We start from the raw sequence: 16814 nt of genomic DNA on the forward strand, positions 1-16814 counted from the left end.
GCCTGTTCATTGCGCCTGCGGATCCCGCGAGCGCAGCGCCATCGCGACCCGCGACACCCGCCCGTCCGCCATCTCCTGCACCTCGAAATGCGCGCCATGCCATTCGACGGCGTCGCCTTCGGCATGCCCGCGCGCCAGGCTGTCGGTCATCCAGTCGCCGAGCGACGGCCCGGCGTTGTGCGGCACCGGCAGCTGGAAGAACGCGAACACGTCGGCCAGCGGCAGCTGCGCGTCGAGCGTCAGCCGGCCCTGCACCGCGCGTTCTTCATCCGGCGGCAGCGCCGGCGGCTCGACCACGCCGAGCCGGTTCGCGACCCAGCGCAGCGAGGTGCCCTGCATCAGCAGCGACGCGAGCACCACGCCGAACGCGATGTTGAAGAAGCGGTAGCTGTCGGGCACCTGGGCCATCAGCGGGAACAGCGCCAGCACGATCGGCACCGCGCCGCGCAGGCCGACCCAGCCGATGAACAGCCGCTGCGCCGCCGGAAAGCGCAGCGGCGCCAGGCACAGCCACACCGCCAGCGGCCGCGCGACGAACAGCAGCGCCGCCACCACCGCGACGATCGGCACCGCCATGCCCAGCATCTGCCGCGGCGACACCAGCAGCCCGAGCAGCACGAACAGGCTGGCCTGCGCGGCCCACGCAAAACCGTCGAGCGCCGATGACGCGCCATGCGCCGCCGCCTCGGCCCGCGCCCGCACCTGCAGCCCGAACAGGTAGACGGCGAGGAAGCCCGAGCCTTCGACCAGGCCGGCCGCCGCGAACACCGCGAGCCCGCCCGACAGCACGATCAGCGCGAGCAGCCCGCCGTGCTCGACGGTCAGCGTCAGCCGGTTCAGCAGCCAGGCGACGCCCCAGCCGCCGGCCAGGCCGATCGCGAGGCCGAAGCCGGCCTGCGTCGCGAACAGCAGCGCGAGTTCGCCGAGCCCGGCGTGCGTGCGGATCGCGGCCGTCATCGCGAGCGTCAGGAACACCGCCATCGGGTCGTTCAGGCCGGACTCCATCTCCAGCGTGGCCGACACCCGCTCCGGCAGCTCGATGCCGGCATGGCGCAGCAGCGAGAACACCGCCGCCGCATCGGTCGACGCGACGATCGCGCCGAGCAGGAAGCCATGGCGCCATTCGACACCCATCACCGCCACCGCGACCGCGCCGACCATCAACGCGGTCAGAACGACGCCGAGCGTCGCGAGCGACAGCGCCGGCTTCAGCCCGGCGCGCACGCTGGCCATCGGGGTGCTGATGCCGCCCTCGAGCAGGATCACCGCGAGCGCGGCGTTGCCGACCCAGGCCGTCATCTGCGTGTCGTCGAAGCGCAACCCGCCCGGGCCGTCCACGCCGATCAGCATGCCGGCGGCCAGGAACACCAGCAGGAACGACAGCCCGAGCCGGGCCGAGAACACGCCCGCGAGCAGGCTGACGAAGATCAACAGCCCGCTCGCCAGCAGCAGGAGGAGGAAGGCGTGCATCGCGGCGACCTTATCAGAGGGCCTTCAACCCGAGGCACACTGGCGGACTGATTTCGCTGCAGTCCTTTGCCTACATCCGCATGAGCCTCGCCCTCGATACCGCTGTCTTCACGCTGACCAACGCCGCCGGCCTGTCCATCCAGGTGATGGACCACGGCGCCACCTGGGTGTCCTGCACCGTGCCGCTGCCCGGCAGCGCATCGCGCGAGGTCCTGCTGGGCTGCGCCCGGCTCGACGACTACCGCCGGCAGACCGGCTACCTCGGCGCCACCATCGGCCGCTATGCCAACCGCATCGGCGGCGCGCGCTTCCCGCTCGACGGGCGCGAGGTGGCGGTGGCGCCGAACGAAGGCCGCAACCAGCTGCACGGCGGGCCGGTCGGCTTCGACAAGCGCGTGTGGACGCCCGTCTCGCACACGCCGACCGAGCTGGTGCTGTCGCTCACCAGCGAAGACGGCGACCAGGGCTACCCGGGCCGCATGGAGACGACGGTGCGCTACCGGCTCGGCGACGACCTCGCCGTGCAGGTGGAACTGGCGGCCACCGTCAGCGCGCCGTGCCCGGTCAACCTGACGAACCATGCGTATTTCAACCTCGACGGCGATGCGCCGGGCGGCGACATCCGCGCACACCGGCTGCGCATCGCGGCGCAGCAGTTCCTGCCGGTCGATGCCGGTTCGATCCCGACCGGCGAGCGCCGCGACGTCGCCGGCACCGGCTTCGACTTCCGCGCGCCGCGCCCGATCGGCGAGGCGCTGATGCGCGACGAGCAGCAGCAGCTCACGCGCGGCTACGACCACTCGTACTGGCTGGATGCGGATTGCGCCGATGGCCGCGCACCGGCGGCCGAGGTGCTGTCGGGCGACGGCCGGGTGACGCTCGCGCTGCACACGCGGCTGCCGGCGCTGCAGTTCTACAGCGGCAACTACCTGCCCGGCACGCCGACGCGCGTGGCCGGCGCCACCTATGCGCAGCACGCCGGGTTCGCGCTGGAGCCGCAGTACTCGCCCGACACGCCGAACCACCCCGAGTGGCCGGGCTGCGTGCTGCGGCCGGGGCAGCGGTTCGAGCAGGCGCTGCGCTACGTGTTCACCGCGCGCTGAAAAGAAGCCTGAATAAAAACGATACACAGCGATACCGCCACGACAAGACGCCGGAAGACGCAGCGCCGAGCATGCAGGCCATGTTCACACCTGCAGGAGGATTCTTCATGCGACCCTGGCTCAAACGCACCTTGATCGGCGTCTTCGGCGCCTCGGCCCTGTTCGGCGGCTTCGCGGCGTGGTCGCAGCATCCGCACGGTTTCGGGCGCTGGGAATCGATGAGCGAGGCCGACGTCGCGCGCTTCAAGTCGCGGGCCATCGACCATGCGACGCGCAGCCTCGACCTCGATGCGGTGCAGCAGGCGCGGCTCGGCGTGCTGATCGACACCTTGCAGCAGCAGCGCCAGGCCTTGCGCGGCAGCGCCGACCCGCGCGCGCAGTTCCAGGCGCTGATGGGCGACGGCACCTTCGACCGCTGGCACGCGCAGGACCTGATCAACAGCAAGCTCGCGAGCGTGCGCGACGGCAGCCCGAAGCTGGTCGCGGCGGTCGGCGATTTCTACGACAGCCTGCGGCCGGAGCAGCAGCGGCAGGTGCGCGACTTCCTGCAGCGCCGGCACGGGCCGTGGAGCTGAATGACGGCCCCCACGTCGCTGCGCTCCTGCCCCCCGAGGGGCCGCCGCTCCAGAGGCCCGGCGAAGCCGGTTCCTCGGAGAGTTGCTTGATGGGTGCTTCGCTGCGCTTGCACAATCGCTCATGCAACGAATCCTGCTGATCGACGACGACGAACACTTGGCAGGGCCGTTGCGGACCTACTTTCACCGCCACGATCTCGACCTCGACGCCGTCACGCGGCCCAGCGCCGCGCTGCCGGCGCTGCGCGGCGTGACCTACGATCTCGCGATCCTCGACGTGATGCTGCCCGAGATGGACGGCTTCCAGGTGTGCCGCGAGATCCGCCGCTTCAGCGACATCCCGATCGTGATGCTGACCGCGCGCGGCGACGTGATGGACCGCGTCGTCGGCATCGAGCTCGGCGCCGACGACTACCTGCCCAAGCCCTTCGAGCCGCGCGAGCTGCTGGTGCGCGTGCAGGCCATCCTGCGCCGCACCCGGCCGAGCTCGCTGCGCCTGAACGCACCGACCCAGCTGGCGTTCGACGGCCTGCAGATCGACCTGCAACGCCGCGAAGCTCGCCGCCACGGCCAGCCGCTCGAGCTGACCAGCACCGAGTTCGAGCTGCTGGTGATGCTGGCGACGATGCCCGGCAAGGTGTTCTCGCGCGACGAGATCCTGGAGCAGCTGCGCGGCCAGGCCGCCGACGACCTCTACACCCGCGCCGTCGACATCCTGGTCAGCCGCCTGCGCAAGAAGCTCGAACCGCTGGACTGCATCAAGACGATGCGCAACGTCGGCTACCGCTTCGCGGCCGGGCCCGCCGCATGAACCCCTGGACGCGCCCCTGGTCTCGTTCCTGGAATCGCGCCCGCCAGCGGGTCAACCACTCGCTGAAGTGGAAGCTGGTGCGGCTGTTCCTGCTGCTCGCGCTCGGCACCACGGTGATCTTCCTGGTCGGCATGAAGGAGATCGTGCGCCTGGGCTGGCAGGGCTGGGGTCGCCCGCTGCTGGCCGACTACGTCACGCTGCTGGCCGCCGACATCGGCACGCCGCCCGACGTCGAACGCGCGAAGGCGCTGGTCGCGCGGCTGCCGATCTCGCTGCACATCGACGGCCCGCAGGTCCAGTGGGATTCGCACCCGCAGCGCCCGGCACCGTGGCAGCGCATCGCCTCGCCCGGCAACCCCGAGGGGATGATCCATATTCGCACGCTGGCCGACGGCCACCGGCTGGTGTTCGGCCTCGCGCCGCCCAGCCCGGCGGCGCACCCGAAATGGGTCGGCTGGGGCACGCTGACGCTGCTGCTGGCGATCACCTGGATCGCGTTCCGGCATGTGCGGCACCTGCTGCGGCCGCTGGACGACATCCGCGCCGGCGCGATCCGCTTCGGCCGCGGCGAGTTCGACGACGCCATTCCAGTGCGGCGCGACGACGAACTCGGCGACCTGGCCCGCCAGGTCAACACGATGGCGCAGGAGATCCGCGCGATGCTCGACGCCAAGCGCGGCCTGCTGCTGGCCATCAGCCACGAGCTGCGCTCGCCGCTGACCCGCGCGCGCGTGAACGCCGAGCTGATCGACGACAGCCCGGAGCGCGCCGCGCTGCTGCGCGACCTGGCCGAGATGCGCGACCTGGTCAGCGACCTGCTGGAGAGCGAGCGCCTGGCGTCCGGCCATGCCGCGCTGCAGCGCGAGCCGACCGACCTGAACGCGCTGGTCGCCGACACGCTGGCGGCGCATTTCGCCGGCCAGCCGGTCGAGCAGCAGCTGGCGCCGGCGCTGCCGATGCTGGCGCTCGACCGGATGCGGCTGCGGCTGCTGCTGCGCAACGCGGTCGACAACGCGCTGCGCCATGCGGCCGACGCCGGCCGGCCGCCGGTCGTCGCCACCCGGCTCGACGATGACGGCGGCGTGACACTCAGCGTGCGCGACCACGGCCCGGGCGTGCCGCCGGAGCAGCTGGCCCAGCTCAGCCAGGCCTTCTACCGGCTCGACCGTGCGCGCCAGCGCAGCACCGGCGGCGTCGGCCTGGGGCTGTACCTGTGCCGGCTGGTCGCGCAGGCGCACGGCAGCGCGCTGCAGATCCGGCTGGCCGGGCCGGGACTCGAGGTGTCGATGCGCTTCGCCCCCCCTGGACATGGGGGAACCAACGGGGCAAGAACGGAGCCCTGACCGTGAAGAAGTGACTTTCGGCAGATGTGGAGGACTCCCCTCCTTTCTAGAGTCCACCCCATCGTCACTGCCTGCCGTCCTGCACCTCCATGAACGCCCTCCCCGTCGAAGAACTGCTGGCGCCGCTCTCCGACGACGCGCCCTGCGGGCCGGACCTGGAGTACGACCCGGCGTTCCTCGCGCTGGAAGAAGCCTCGCGCGGCAAGCCCGAGCAGCAGTTCGGCGACACCGTGATCCCGGCCGAAGACCCCGACTGGCGCACCGTTTTCGAGCAATCCCGCCAGCTCGCCGAGCGCACCCGCGACCTGCGGGTGGCCGTGCTGCTGGCCCGTTCCGGCGCCCGCCAGCGCGGCGCGGCCATGTACGCCAGCGCGCTGGCGCTGATCGCCGGCCTGCTGGAACGCCACTGGGACCACGCCTACCCGCTGCTCGACGCCGACGACAACAACGACCCGACGATGCGCCTGAACGCGCTGGCACCGCTGGTCGATCCGTCGTTCGGGTTGGCCGACCTGCGCCACGCCCCGGTCGGCGGCGGCCGCACGCAACTCACCGTGCGCCAGATCGAGCTGGCCGCCGGCAAGGCCCAGCCGAACAGCAATGAATCCGCCCCCAGCCCCGAAGGCGTGCAGCAAGCGCTGAAGGCCGCCGAAGCCCAGGCCCCCGGCACGCTGGCCGCGCTGAAGCAGGCCGGCGACGAGATGGCCCGCATCGAGGCGGTGCTGATCGACAAGGTCGGCGGCAGCCAGGGCCCCGAGTTGCGCCCGCTGCGCGTGCTGGCCCAGTGCCTCGCGAGCGCCGCGGCGCAGGCCGAGGCATCCGACGGCGAGGCTGCCGCTGAAGCGACCGACGGCGGCGATGCCGGCGGTGCCACGGCCACCGGCGGCAGCGCCGTCGCGGTCGGCGCGCTGCGCAGCCGCGAGGACGTCAGCCGCACGCTGGACCGCGTCTGCGAATGGATCGAACGCAACGAACCCAGCAACCCGGCGCCGCTGCTGATCCGCCGCGCGCAGCGGCTGATGGGCAAGAATTTCATGGACATCATCCGCGACCTCGCGTCCGACGGCCTCGGCCAGGTCGAACGCATCGCCGGCAGTCCCGACCAGTAGCAAACCGAACCACCGAACCCGCCCTAGGGCCTGTCAACACCACGGAGTCCACCATGGCCACCAGCAGTCAGAAATTCATCGCCCGCAACCGCGCGCCGCGTGTCCAGATCGAATACGACGTGGAGCTCTACGGCGCCGAGAAGAAGGTGCAGCTTCCGTTCGTGATGGGCGTGCTGTCCGACCTGTCGGGCAAGCCGGCCGACCCGCTCGCGCCGGTGGCCGACCGCAAGTTCCTCGAGTTCGACGTCGACAACTTCGACAGCCGCATGAAGTCGATGAAGCCGCGCGTCGCGTTCCAGGTGCCCAACACGCTGACCGGCGAGGGCAACGTCAGCGTCGACCTCACCTTCAACAGCATGGACGACTTCTCGCCGGCGGCGATCGCGCGCAACAACGATGCGCTGCGCAAGCTGCTCGAAGCCCGCCAGCAGCTGTCGAACCTGATCACCTACATGGACGGCAAGAGCGGCGCCGAAGAACTGCTGGCCAAGGTGATGGCCGACCCGGCGCTGCTGAGCAGCCTGGCGGGCGCCAGGAAGGCCGACGAGCCGAAGGCCGAATAAGCGCAGCGCGACACAGGAGAACGCAATGGCAGAAGCACAGAACCAATCCTCCGCGCTGCAGGGCGTCGAATTCCAGGGCGGCGATTTCGCCAGCCTGCTGAACAAGGAATTCAAGCCGAAGAGCGACGAGGCGAAATCGGCGGTCGAGACCGCCATCCTGACGCTCGCGCAGCAGGCGCTCGCGCAGACCAAGCTGATCGGCACCGATGTCGTCAACTCGATCGAGGCGATGATCGCCGAGCTCGACAAGAAGCTCAGCGAGCAGATCAACCTGATCATGCACCACCCCGACTTCCAGCAACTGGAAAGCGCGTGGCGCGGGCTGCACCACCTCGTCAACAACACCGAGACCGACGAGCAGCTGAAGATCCGCGTGATGAACATCAGCAAGACGGAGCTCAGCAAGACGCTGAAGCGCTACAAGGGCACGGCCTGGGACCAGAGCCCGATCTTCAAGCGCGTCTACGAAGAAGAATTCGGCCAGTTCGGCGGCGAGCCGTTCGGCTGCCTGGTCGGCGACTACTACTTCGGCCAGACCCCGCCCGACGTCGAGCTGCTGGGCGAGATCGCGAAGGTCTCGGCCGCGGCCCACTCGCCGTTCATCGCCGCCGCCGACCCGAGCCTGATGCAGATGGGTTCGTGGCAGGAACTGGCGAACCCGCGCGACCTGAGCAAGATCTTCACGACGCCCGAATACGCCGGCTGGCGCTCGCTGCGCGAATCGGACGACGCCCGCTACATCGGCCTGGCGATGCCGCGCTTCCTGGCGCGCATCCCGTACGGCGCGAAGACCAACCCGGTCGAGGCCTTCAACTTCGAGGAAGACACCGGCAGCGCCGACCACACCAAGTACACCTGGGCGAACTCGGCGTACGCGATGGCGGTCAACATCAATCGTTCTTTCAAGCAGTATGGCTGGTGCTCGCGCATCCGCGGCATCGAATCGGGCGGCGCGGTCGAAGGCCTGCCGACGCACACCTTCCCGACCGACGACGGCGGTGTCGACATGAAGTGCCCGACCGAGATCGCGATCAGCGACCGGCGCGAGGCCGAGCTCGCGAAGAACGGCTTCATGCCGCTGGTGCACCGCAAGAACTCCGACTTCGCGGCCTTCATCGGCGCGCAATCGCTGCAGAAGCCGGCCGAGTACGACGACCCCGACGCATCGGCCAACGCCAACCTGGCCGCGCGCCTGCCGTACCTGTTCGCGACCTGCCGCTTCGCGCACTACCTGAAGTGCATCGTGCGCGACAAGGTGGGCTCGTTCAAGGAGCGCGACGAAGTGCAGCGCTGGCTGCAGGACTGGATCATGAACTACGTGGACGGGGATCCGGCCCACTCGTCGGAAGACACCAAGGCACGTCGCCCGCTGGCGGCGGCCGAGGTGGTGGTCGAAGAGGTCGAAGGCAACCCGGGCTACTACAGCTCGAAGTTCTTCCTGCGTCCCCACTACCAGCTGGAAGGTTTGACAGTGTCTCTGCGCCTGGTGTCCAAGCTGCCCTCCCAGAAGGCGGCCTGATCAGGTGCAGGAAAGCGGGGCCGGCGTGGAACCTCCCACGGCGTGCCGCGCGAATCGCAGCCCGGGAGGTTCAGCTTGCCGGGAAACGAAACAGAAACGCCGGGCGCGCGACGGAATACCCAGACGTCGCGGCACCCCTCTCCCGGCATCCCACAAGCGGGTCAACTCAGTTGAAGGAGAAGCATCATGGCTGTAGACATGTTCATCAAGATCGGTGACATCAAGGGCGAATCGAAGGATTCGTCGCACAAGGACGAGATCGACGTCCTGGCATGGAACTGGGGCTGCGCGCAGAGCGCCTCGTTCGGCAACGGCGCCGGCGGCGGTTCGGGCAAGGTCAGCATCCAGGACCTGTCGCTGACCAAGTACGTCGACGCCGCGTCGACCGCGCTGGCGATGGCCAGCTTCAAGGGCACGCACATCAAGCAGGCCGTGCTGACCGTGCGCAAGGCCGGCGACAAGCCGCTCGAGTACATCAAGATCACGCTCGAGAGCGTCATCGTGTCGTCGCTGTCGACCGGCGGCAGCGGCGGCGAAGACCGGCTGACGGAAAACATCAGCCTGAACTTCGCGAAGTTCAAGATGGAATACACCACGCAGTCGGACACCGGCGGCAAGGGTTCCACCAGCACCGTCGGCATCGACCGCGAGAAGAACGAAGTCAAGTGACCGGTCGCAGGCTTCCTGCGCACGCCACGGATCGGCCTTCGGGCCGTTTCGTGGCGGTGTTCATTGCGTGACCCCGACAACTCAAACGCCACCGAGGAAAGAACATGGCCAAGGCCGACATGTACCTGAAGGTCGAGGGCACGGCGCAGGGCCCGATCAAGGGCGAATCGCGCGATGCCAAGCACACCGACGAGATCGAGGTCGTCGGCTGGAGCTGGGGCCTGGACGGCAATGCGACCGCCTTCGGCAGCGCGGCCGCCCGCACGACGATGCAGGAACTGGTCGTGCGCAAGCGCGTCGATTCGGCCAGCACCGGGCTGATGTCCGCGCTGCGCAGCAACGAAATCATCAAGAAGGCGACGCTGTCGGTCCACAAGGCCGGCGGCATGGCGTCGATCCCGTACCTGACGATCACCGTCGAGAAGGCGCGCATCCTGTCGCATCGGCTGCGCAACGAGACCGACGGCGCGCCGGAGCTGATCGAGGAGATCCGCATCGCCTTCTTCAAGGTGAAGGTCGAGTACCGCGCGCAGGACATGGCGGGCGCCGCCAAGGGCGTGAACACCTTCGAGAACGAAGTGACGGCCTGACATGACGCCCGTCCAAGCCGCCGAACAGGCCCTGAAGGAGGGTCGCACCGATGCCGCATTGAAGAGCCTGCAGGACGGCGTGCGCGCCAAGCCGGCCGATCCGAAGCTGCGCGTCTTCCTGTTCCAGCTGCTGTGCGTGCTGGGCCAATGGCCGCGCGCGATGACGCAGCTGGAGGTGTGCGGCGAGCTCGACGCGTCGACGCTGCCGATGGTCAACACCTACCGCGAGGCGCTGAAGTGCGAGACGCTGCGCGAATCGGTGTTCGCCGGCAAGACCACGCCGATGGTGTTCGGCCGCCCGCAGGCCTGGGTGGCGTGGCTGGTCGAGGCGCTGATGGCCGATGCGCGCGGCGATGCGGCCGTCGCCGCGAAGCTGCGCCGCGATGCCTTCGACGCCGCGCCGCCGACGCCCGGCACGCTGAACGGCCAGCCGTTCGACTGGATCGCCGACGCCGATTCGCGGCTCGGCCCGGTGCTCGAAGCGCTGATCAACGGCCGCTACTGCTGGGTGCCGTTCAGCGCGCTGACGAAGATCACGATCGAGGAACCGGCCGACCTGCGCGACATGGTGTGGAGCGCCGCACAGCTCGACTTCACCAACGGCGGCCAGTCGGTCGCGCTGATCCCGACCCGCTACCCCGGCACCGCGACCGAAGGCGATGCGCTCGCGCAGCTGGCGCGCCGCACCGAATGGCACGCGCTGAACGACGAACACTTCCGCGGCATCGGCCAGCGCGTGCTGGCGCTGGGCGAGCACGACAGCGACCTGCTGGCGGTGCGCGAGATCACGCTCGAACCGCTGCCGGTGGCCGACGACGAGCCGACGCCGGACGCCGCGGCTTGACCGAAGACCATGGCCAACCATGAGGTACGCGATCGGCTGCAGCCGGTCCTGCTCGACCGCCTGACCGACCTCGACCCGCAGTCGCGCGTCGAGTCCGACGACAGCCGCGTGATGAACAAGGCGCAGATCCGCGAGGCGGTGCTGCGCGACCTGTCGTGGCTGCTGAACGCCGTCAAGCCGATGCCGCTGCTGTCGCAAACCTACCCGCTGGCCGGCGAGTCGGTCATCAACTACGGGTTGCCGCCGATGTCGGGACAGCTCGCGTCGCGCATCGACGTGCCGCTGCTCGAGCGCACGATCAAGCAGGCCATCCTGCGCTTCGAGCCGCGCGTGATGGAAGACTCGCTCGACGTCAAAGCGCTCGAACCGTCCAGCGTGCTCGACACCCACAACGTCATCGAGTTCGAGATCCGCGGCTTCATGTGGGCCCAGCCGGTGCCGCTGGAGCTGCTGCTGCGCACCCAGGTCGACCTGGAGGCCGGGCAGATCGAGGTGCGCGACGCCGCGGGCGGCTCCCTGAAACGAAAAACGTAAGCGGCCACGAGCATGGATCCGAACCTGCTGCGCCTGTACAACGACGAACTCGGGCACCTGAAAGAGGTCGGCGCCGAGTTCGCGAAAGAGTTTCCGAAGATCGCGGCGCGCCTGTCGATGGACGGCGTCGAGGTCACCGATCCGTACGTCGAACGGCTGCTGGAGGGCTTTGCCTTCATGGCCGCGCGGGTGCAGCTGAAGATCGACGCCGAGCACCCGCGGCTGATCCAGCACCTGCTGGAGACCGTCTACCCCGGCTTCCTGTCGCCGATGCCGTCGACGATGATCGCGCGCATGCGGCCCGACCCGCTCGATCCGAACCTGGCGCGCGGCTTCGGCGTCAAGCGCGGCAGCGCGCTGCACAGCGAGCTGGTGCGCGGCCAGAACACCCGCTGCGAATTCCGCACCGCGCACGACGTGACGCTGTGGCCGGTCGAGATCGACGCGGTGCAGTACTTCACGCACGCACCCGACCTGCCGCTGGCCCACCTGCCGCCGGCCCGCCAGGTGCGCGGCGGCCTGCGCATCCGGCTGAAGGCGAGCGCCGGCCTCAAGTTCAGCCAGCTGCCGATGGAGCAGCTGAGCTTCTACATCAGCGCCGGCGACGACGTCGCGTTCCGCCTGCACGAGCTGGTGCTGGGCGCGAGCCTCGCGACCTGGGTGCACGGTGGTGCCGCGCGCTCGCCGAACCAGGGCTATGCCGACGGTGCGTCGGTCGAGGCGGTCGGCTACGACGACGAGCGGGCGCTGCTGCCCGACACGCTGCGCGGCTTCAGCGGCCACCGGCTGCTGCAGGAGTACGCGGCGCTGCCGCAGCGCTTCCTGTTCTTCTCGGTCACCGACCTGGCGCGGCGGCTGGCGCGCATCGACAGCAGCGAATGCGAGATCGTGCTGCTGTTCGGCCGCGGCGAGCCGGCGCTCGAATCGCTGGTCGATGCGAACAGCCTCGCGCTGTACTGCACACCGGCGATCAACCTGTTCCCGAAGCGGCTCGACCGCATCCAGCTCGGCCCGGGCAGCTTCGAGCACCATGCGGTGCCCGACCGCACGCGGCCGATGGACTACGAGGTCCACACGATCGAGAGCGTCACCGGCTTCGGCACCGGCCAGGTCGCCGAGCAGCGCTTCCTGCCGCTGTACGCCACCTTCCACGAAGAGTCGCGCAACCACGGCGCGTTCTACACGCTGCGCCGCGAGCCGCGGCTGCTGTCGAGCCGGCAGCGCCTCGAGGGGCCGCGCTCGGCCTACGTCGGCCAGGAGGTGTTCCTGTCGCTGGTCGACCCGCGCAACGCGCCGTACCGCGAAGACATCCGCCAGGTCTCGCTGACCGCGCTGGTCACCAACCGCGACCTGCCGACGCTGCTGCCCGGCTCGGCCAGCACCTGGGCGCTCGACGTCGCCGGCCCGGCCGGCCGCATCGAGACGATGCGCGGCCCGTCGCGGCCGGTGCAGCGCATCGCGCGCGGCGACGTCGGCTGGTCGCTGGTCAGCCTGCTGACGCTGAACTACCTGAGCATCGCCGGCGAAGACCCGCGCCGTGCCGCGTCGGCGCTGCGCAGCCTGATGGCGCTGCACGGGCCGGAACAGGACGTCAGCTGGGCCAAGCAGGTCGAGGGCATCCAGGCGGTGGACGCGCGCGCGGTGGTGCGAAGGCTGCCCTTCCCCGGGCCGCTGACCTTCGGCTGTGGCGTCGAGGTGACCACCACCGTCGACGAGCTCGGCTTCCAGGGTTCGAGCGCCTTCCTGCTCGGCTGCGTGCTGGAGCATTTCTATGCCCGGCATGCGTCGGCCAACAGTTTTTCCGAAACCATCGTCCGCTCGGCGACGCGCGGCGAGATCCTGCGATCGCAGCCGCGCGTCGGCTCGAAGGCGATGCTGTGAGCGCCACGCCGCCGGACCCGCAGGCCCTGCACGAACGCCGCACGCGGCTGTTCGACGAGCTCGCGAAGCAGCCGTGGGCGCACGACTTCTTCGCGGTGCTGCGCCAGATCGATGCGCTTTGGCCGCAATCGCCGCGGCTCGGCTCGGCGCTGCGGCCCGGGGCCGAGCCGGTGCGGCTGGGCCAGGACCCGGAGCTCGATTTCGCGCCGGCCGGCGTGATGTCGTTCGACGCCAGCGAGCGCAACGTGCCGCGGCTCGGCGTGCGCTTCTTCGGGCTGTTCGGCCCGATGGGGCCGCTGCCGCTGCACTACACCGAACACGCGCGCGACCGGCTGCGCAACCACGGCGATGCCACCTTCGCGCGCTTCGCCGACCTGTTCCACCACCGCATGCTGCTGCTGTTCTACCGCGCGTGGGCGCAGTCGCAGCCGGCCGTGCAGGCCGACCGCGCGAGCGACGACCAGTTCGCCAAATGGGTCGGCGCGCTGTTCGGCCAGGCGCCTGCCGCGCTGCACCGCGCCGACCAGGTGCCCGATGCGGCCAAGCGCTTCATGAGCGGCCACCTGGCGAGCGCGACGCGCCGGCCCGAGTCGATCGTCAAGGTGCTGCGCCAGTACTTCGCGGTGCCGATCCGCGTCGAGTCGCACGTCGGCCACTGGCTGCCGCTGCGGCCTGAGGACCGCACCCGCCTCGGCGGCCGCGGCGGCATGGGCGCGACGCTCGGCGTCTCGGCGGTGGCCGGCAGCAAGGTGTGGGACCGCCAGTACAAGCTGCGGCTGCACATCGGGCCGCTGACGCTCGCGCAGTACCGACAGTTCCTGCCCGGCCAGCGCTCGCTGGTCGAGCTGCGCGACTGGATGCGCCAGCTGCTCGGCTTCGAGATGCTGTGGGACCTGCGGCTGATCCTGCAGGGCAGCGCGGTGCCGGCGCTCGGCCTGTCGGGCGCGACACCGGCGGCACTCGGCCTGACCAGCTGGCTCGGCCGCAAGACGCCGCACCCCGACCGCGGCGAACTCCTGTTGAACCCGGCGCAGATGACGGCCGTCACCGCGCACCCTTCCACCCCAAGGAACGACCATGGCTGAAATCAGTCGCACCGCCCTCTTCGGCAAGCTCAACCCGATCGCCTACAAGGCCATCGAAGGCGCCACGGTGTTCTGCAAGCTGCGCGGCAACCCTTATGTCGAGCTGCAGCACTGGATCTACCAGATCCTGAACGGCAACGACAGCGACCTGCACCGCATCGTCAAGCACTACGAGCTCGACGGCGCGCAGCTGGTGGCTGACCTGACGCAGTCGCTCGACCGGCTGCCGCGCGGCGCCACGTCGGTGACCGACCTGTCGAGCATCGTCGAGAACGCGGTCGAACGCGGCTGGGTCTACGGCTCGCTGATGTTCGGCGACCGCCAGGTGCGCACCGGCTACCTGCTGGTCGGCGCGCTGAAGACGCCGTCGCTGCGCAATGCGCTTCTGGCGATCAGCAAGCAGTTCGAACGCATCAAGCTCGACGACCTGATCGACCGCTTCGCGTCGCTGCTGGCGGCATCGCCCGAGCATGCGCAGGCCGCCAGCGACGGCGGCGCGCCGGGCGAGGCCAGCGAAGCGATCGCACCGGCCGCGATGGGCAAGCAGGAGGCGCTGAAGCGCTTCACGACCGACCTGACCGAGCAGGCCCGCGGCGGCAAGATGGACCCGATCGTCGGCCGCGACGACGAGATCCGCCAGGTGGTCGACATCCTGATGCGGCGCCGCCAGAACAACCCGATCCTGGTCGGCGAGGCCGGCGTCGGCAAGACCGCGGTGGTCGAAGGCTTCGCGCAACGCATCGCGCGCGGCGACGTGCCGCCGGCGCTGAAGGACGTGACGCTGCGCACGCTCGACGTCGGCCTGCTGCAGGCCGGCGCCAGCATGAAGGGCGAGTTCGAGCAGCGGCTGCGTTCGGTGATCGACGAGGTGCAGGCGAGCGAGAAGCCGATCATCCTGTTCATCGACGAGACCCACACGCTGGTCGGCGCCGGCGGCGCGGCCGGCACCGGCGACGCCGCCAACCTGCTGAAGCCGGCGCTCGCGCGCGGCCAGCTGCGCACCATCGGCGCGACCACCTTCGCCGAGTACAAGAAGTACATCGAGAAAGACCCGGCGCTGACGCGGCGCTTCCAGAGCGTGCAGGTCGACGAGCCGGACGAGCCGAAGGCGATCCTGATGATGCGCGGCGTGGCCTCCACGATGGAGAAGCACCACAAGGTGCAGATCCTCGACGAGGCGCTCGAAGCGGCGGTGAAGCTGAGCCACCGCTACATCCCGGCGCGCCAGCTGCCCGACAAATCGGTCAGCCTGCTCGACACCGCGTGCGCCCGCGTGGCCGTCAGCCTGCATGCGACGCCGGCCGAGGTGGACGACTGCAGCAAGCGCATCGAGGCGCTGGAGACCGAGCAGGGCATCATCGGCCGCGAGTCGGCGATCGGCATCGACACCCGCGAGCGCAGCGCGATCGTCACCGAGCAGCTCGGCATCGAGCGCCAGCGGCTCGATGAATTGAAGACGCGCTGGACGGCCGAGAAGGTCCTGGTCGACCAGCTGCTCGCGCTGCGCTCGAAGCTGCGCGGCGTGGCCGGCGCGGTCGAGGGCACCGGCAGCGCGCTGGAGAAGAGCGTGGAGAAGACTGCGGAGGTGGTCGCCGCCGACGTGCCGAAGCTGTCCGACGAAGACCGCGCCGCGACGCTCGCCGAGCTGAAGCGGGTGCAGGCCGAACTGGCCGCGCTGCAGGGCGAACACCCGCTGATCCTGCCGACGGTCGACTACCAGTCGGTCGCCGGCGTGGTCGGCGACTGGACCGGCATCCCGGTCGGCCGCATGGCGCGCAACGAGATGGAAACCATCCTGAAGGTGGCGTCGCTGCTGAGCCAGCGCGTGATCGGCCAGGACCATGCGATGGAGATGATCGCCAAGCGCATCCAGACCTCGCGGGCCGGGCTCGACAACCCGAGCAAACCGATCGGCGTGTTCATGCTGGCCGGCACCTCGGGCGTCGGCAAGACCGAGACGGCGCTGGCGCTGGCCGAGGCCTTGTACGGCGGCGAGCAGAACCTGATCACGATCAACATGAGCGAGTTCCAGGAGGCCCACACCGTCTCGACGCTGAAGGGCGCGCCGCCCGGCTACGTCGGCTACGGCGAAGGCGGCGTGCTGACCGAAGCGGTGCGGCGCAAGCCCTATTCGGTGGTGCTGCTCGACGAGGTGGAGAAGGCCCACCCGGACGTGCACGAGATGTTCTTCCAGGTGTTCGACAAGGGCTTCATGGAAGACGGCGAAGGCCGCTTCATCGACTTCAAGAACACGCTGATCCTGCTGACGACGAACGCCGGCACCGAGCTGATCGCCAACATGTGCAAGGACCCGGAGCTGATGCCCGAGGCCGAGGGGCTGGCGAAGGCGCTGCGCGAGCCGCTGCTGAAGATCTTCCCGCCGGCGCTGCTGGGCCGGCTGGTGACGATCCCGTACTACCCGCTGTCGGACGAGATGCTCGGGCAGATCGTCAAGCTGCAGCTCGGGCGCATCAAGAAGCGCGTCGAGGCGCGCTACAAGATCCCGTTCGAGGTCGGCGACGACGTGGTGAAGCTGGTCGTGAGCCGCTGCACCGAGAGCGAATCGGGCGGCCGGATGATCGACGCGATCCTGACCAACACGATGCTGCCGGACATCTCGAAGGAGTTCCTGACCCGCATGATGGACGGCGCGCCGATCGAGCGGGTGACGGTCAGCGTCGTCGACAACAACTTCCATTACGCGTTCTGAGGAGCGAC

15 protein-coding genes are annotated in these 16814 nt (G+C 69.7%); 14 read left to right on the forward strand and 1 reads right to left on the reverse strand.

Annotation, left to right across the window (positions count from 1 at the left end; genetic code table 11):
* Positions 1-6 precede the first annotated feature (6 nt).
* Entirely contained in the window at positions 7-1470 is a 1464-nt protein-coding gene (locus FHT26_RS16070; RefSeq protein ID WP_168561132.1) for a potassium/proton antiporter, read from the reverse strand.
* An 80-nt stretch (positions 1471-1550) separates the two neighbouring features.
* Here FHT26_RS16070 and galM point away from each other — a divergent pair, with 80 nt between their 5' ends.
* The 14 genes from galM (at position 1551) to tssH (ending at position 16806) form a co-directional block, all read left to right on the forward strand.
* Positions 1551-2573 (forward strand): galactose-1-epimerase, encoded by a 1023-nt coding sequence (gene galM / locus FHT26_RS16075; protein WP_168561133.1) that lies wholly within the window; start codon positions 1551-1553, stop codon positions 2571-2573.
* A 107-nt stretch (positions 2574-2680) separates the two neighbouring features.
* Positions 2681-3148, forward strand: a complete 468-nt coding sequence (locus tag FHT26_RS16080) for a Spy/CpxP family protein refolding chaperone (RefSeq protein ID WP_168561134.1) — start codon at positions 2681-2683, stop codon at positions 3146-3148.
* Positions 3149-3269: 121 nt separating this feature from the next.
* Positions 3270-3959, forward strand: a complete 690-nt coding sequence (locus FHT26_RS16085) for a response regulator transcription factor (protein ID WP_168561135.1) — start codon at positions 3270-3272, stop codon at positions 3957-3959.
* The gene (locus FHT26_RS16090) at positions 3956-5302 is read left to right on the forward strand and encodes a HAMP domain-containing sensor histidine kinase (RefSeq protein ID WP_168561136.1); all 1347 of its coding nucleotides are present in this window, start codon (positions 3956-3958) and stop codon (positions 5300-5302) included. Before FHT26_RS16085 ends, FHT26_RS16090 begins: the two co-directional genes overlap by 4 nt.
* Positions 5303-5391: 89 nt before the next feature.
* On the forward strand, positions 5392-6411 hold the full coding sequence (tssA, locus tag FHT26_RS16095; protein WP_168561137.1) for a type VI secretion system protein TssA: 1020 nt from the start codon (positions 5392-5394) through the stop codon (positions 6409-6411).
* A gap of 53 nt (positions 6412-6464) precedes the next feature.
* Positions 6465-6974 (forward strand): type VI secretion system contractile sheath small subunit, encoded by a 510-nt coding sequence (gene tssB / locus FHT26_RS16100; RefSeq protein ID WP_168561138.1) that lies wholly within the window; start codon positions 6465-6467, stop codon positions 6972-6974.
* Between the two features lie 25 nt (positions 6975-6999).
* Entirely contained in the window at positions 7000-8493 is a 1494-nt protein-coding gene (tssC, locus tag FHT26_RS16105) for a type VI secretion system contractile sheath large subunit (RefSeq protein WP_168561139.1), read from the forward strand.
* Positions 8494-8679: 186 nt separating this feature from the next.
* Positions 8680-9162, forward strand: coding sequence for an Hcp family type VI secretion system effector (locus FHT26_RS16110; RefSeq protein WP_168561140.1), 483 nt, complete (start codon positions 8680-8682; stop codon positions 9160-9162).
* 104 nt (positions 9163-9266) lie between these two features.
* On the forward strand, positions 9267-9752 hold the full coding sequence (locus FHT26_RS16115; protein ID WP_168561141.1) for an Hcp family type VI secretion system effector: 486 nt from the start codon (positions 9267-9269) through the stop codon (positions 9750-9752).
* Between the two features lies 1 nt (position 9753).
* Entirely contained in the window at positions 9754-10596 is an 843-nt protein-coding gene (locus tag FHT26_RS16120; protein WP_168561142.1) for a type VI secretion system accessory protein TagJ, read from the forward strand.
* A gap of 9 nt (positions 10597-10605) precedes the next feature.
* Positions 10606-11130, forward strand: coding sequence for a type VI secretion system baseplate subunit TssE (tssE, locus tag FHT26_RS16125; protein WP_168561143.1), 525 nt, complete (start codon positions 10606-10608; stop codon positions 11128-11130).
* A 12-nt stretch (positions 11131-11142) separates the two neighbouring features.
* Entirely contained in the window at positions 11143-13011 is a 1869-nt protein-coding gene (gene tssF / locus FHT26_RS16130; RefSeq protein ID WP_168561144.1) for a type VI secretion system baseplate subunit TssF, read from the forward strand.
* Positions 13008-14096, forward strand: coding sequence for a type VI secretion system baseplate subunit TssG (gene tssG / locus FHT26_RS16135; RefSeq protein WP_210427438.1), 1089 nt, complete (start codon positions 13008-13010; stop codon positions 14094-14096). The genes tssF and tssG overlap by 4 nt, the downstream gene beginning before the upstream one ends.
* On the forward strand, positions 14089-16806 hold the full coding sequence (tssH, locus tag FHT26_RS16140; RefSeq protein ID WP_168561145.1) for a type VI secretion system ATPase TssH: 2718 nt from the start codon (positions 14089-14091) through the stop codon (positions 16804-16806). Before tssG ends, tssH begins: the two co-directional genes overlap by 8 nt.
* The last annotated feature ends 8 nt before the right edge of the window (positions 16807-16814 follow it).

The sequence above is a fragment of the Rhizobacter sp. SG703 genome (assembly GCF_012275445.1).
GTDB lineage: Bacteria > Pseudomonadota > Gammaproteobacteria > Burkholderiales > Burkholderiaceae_C > Rhizobacter.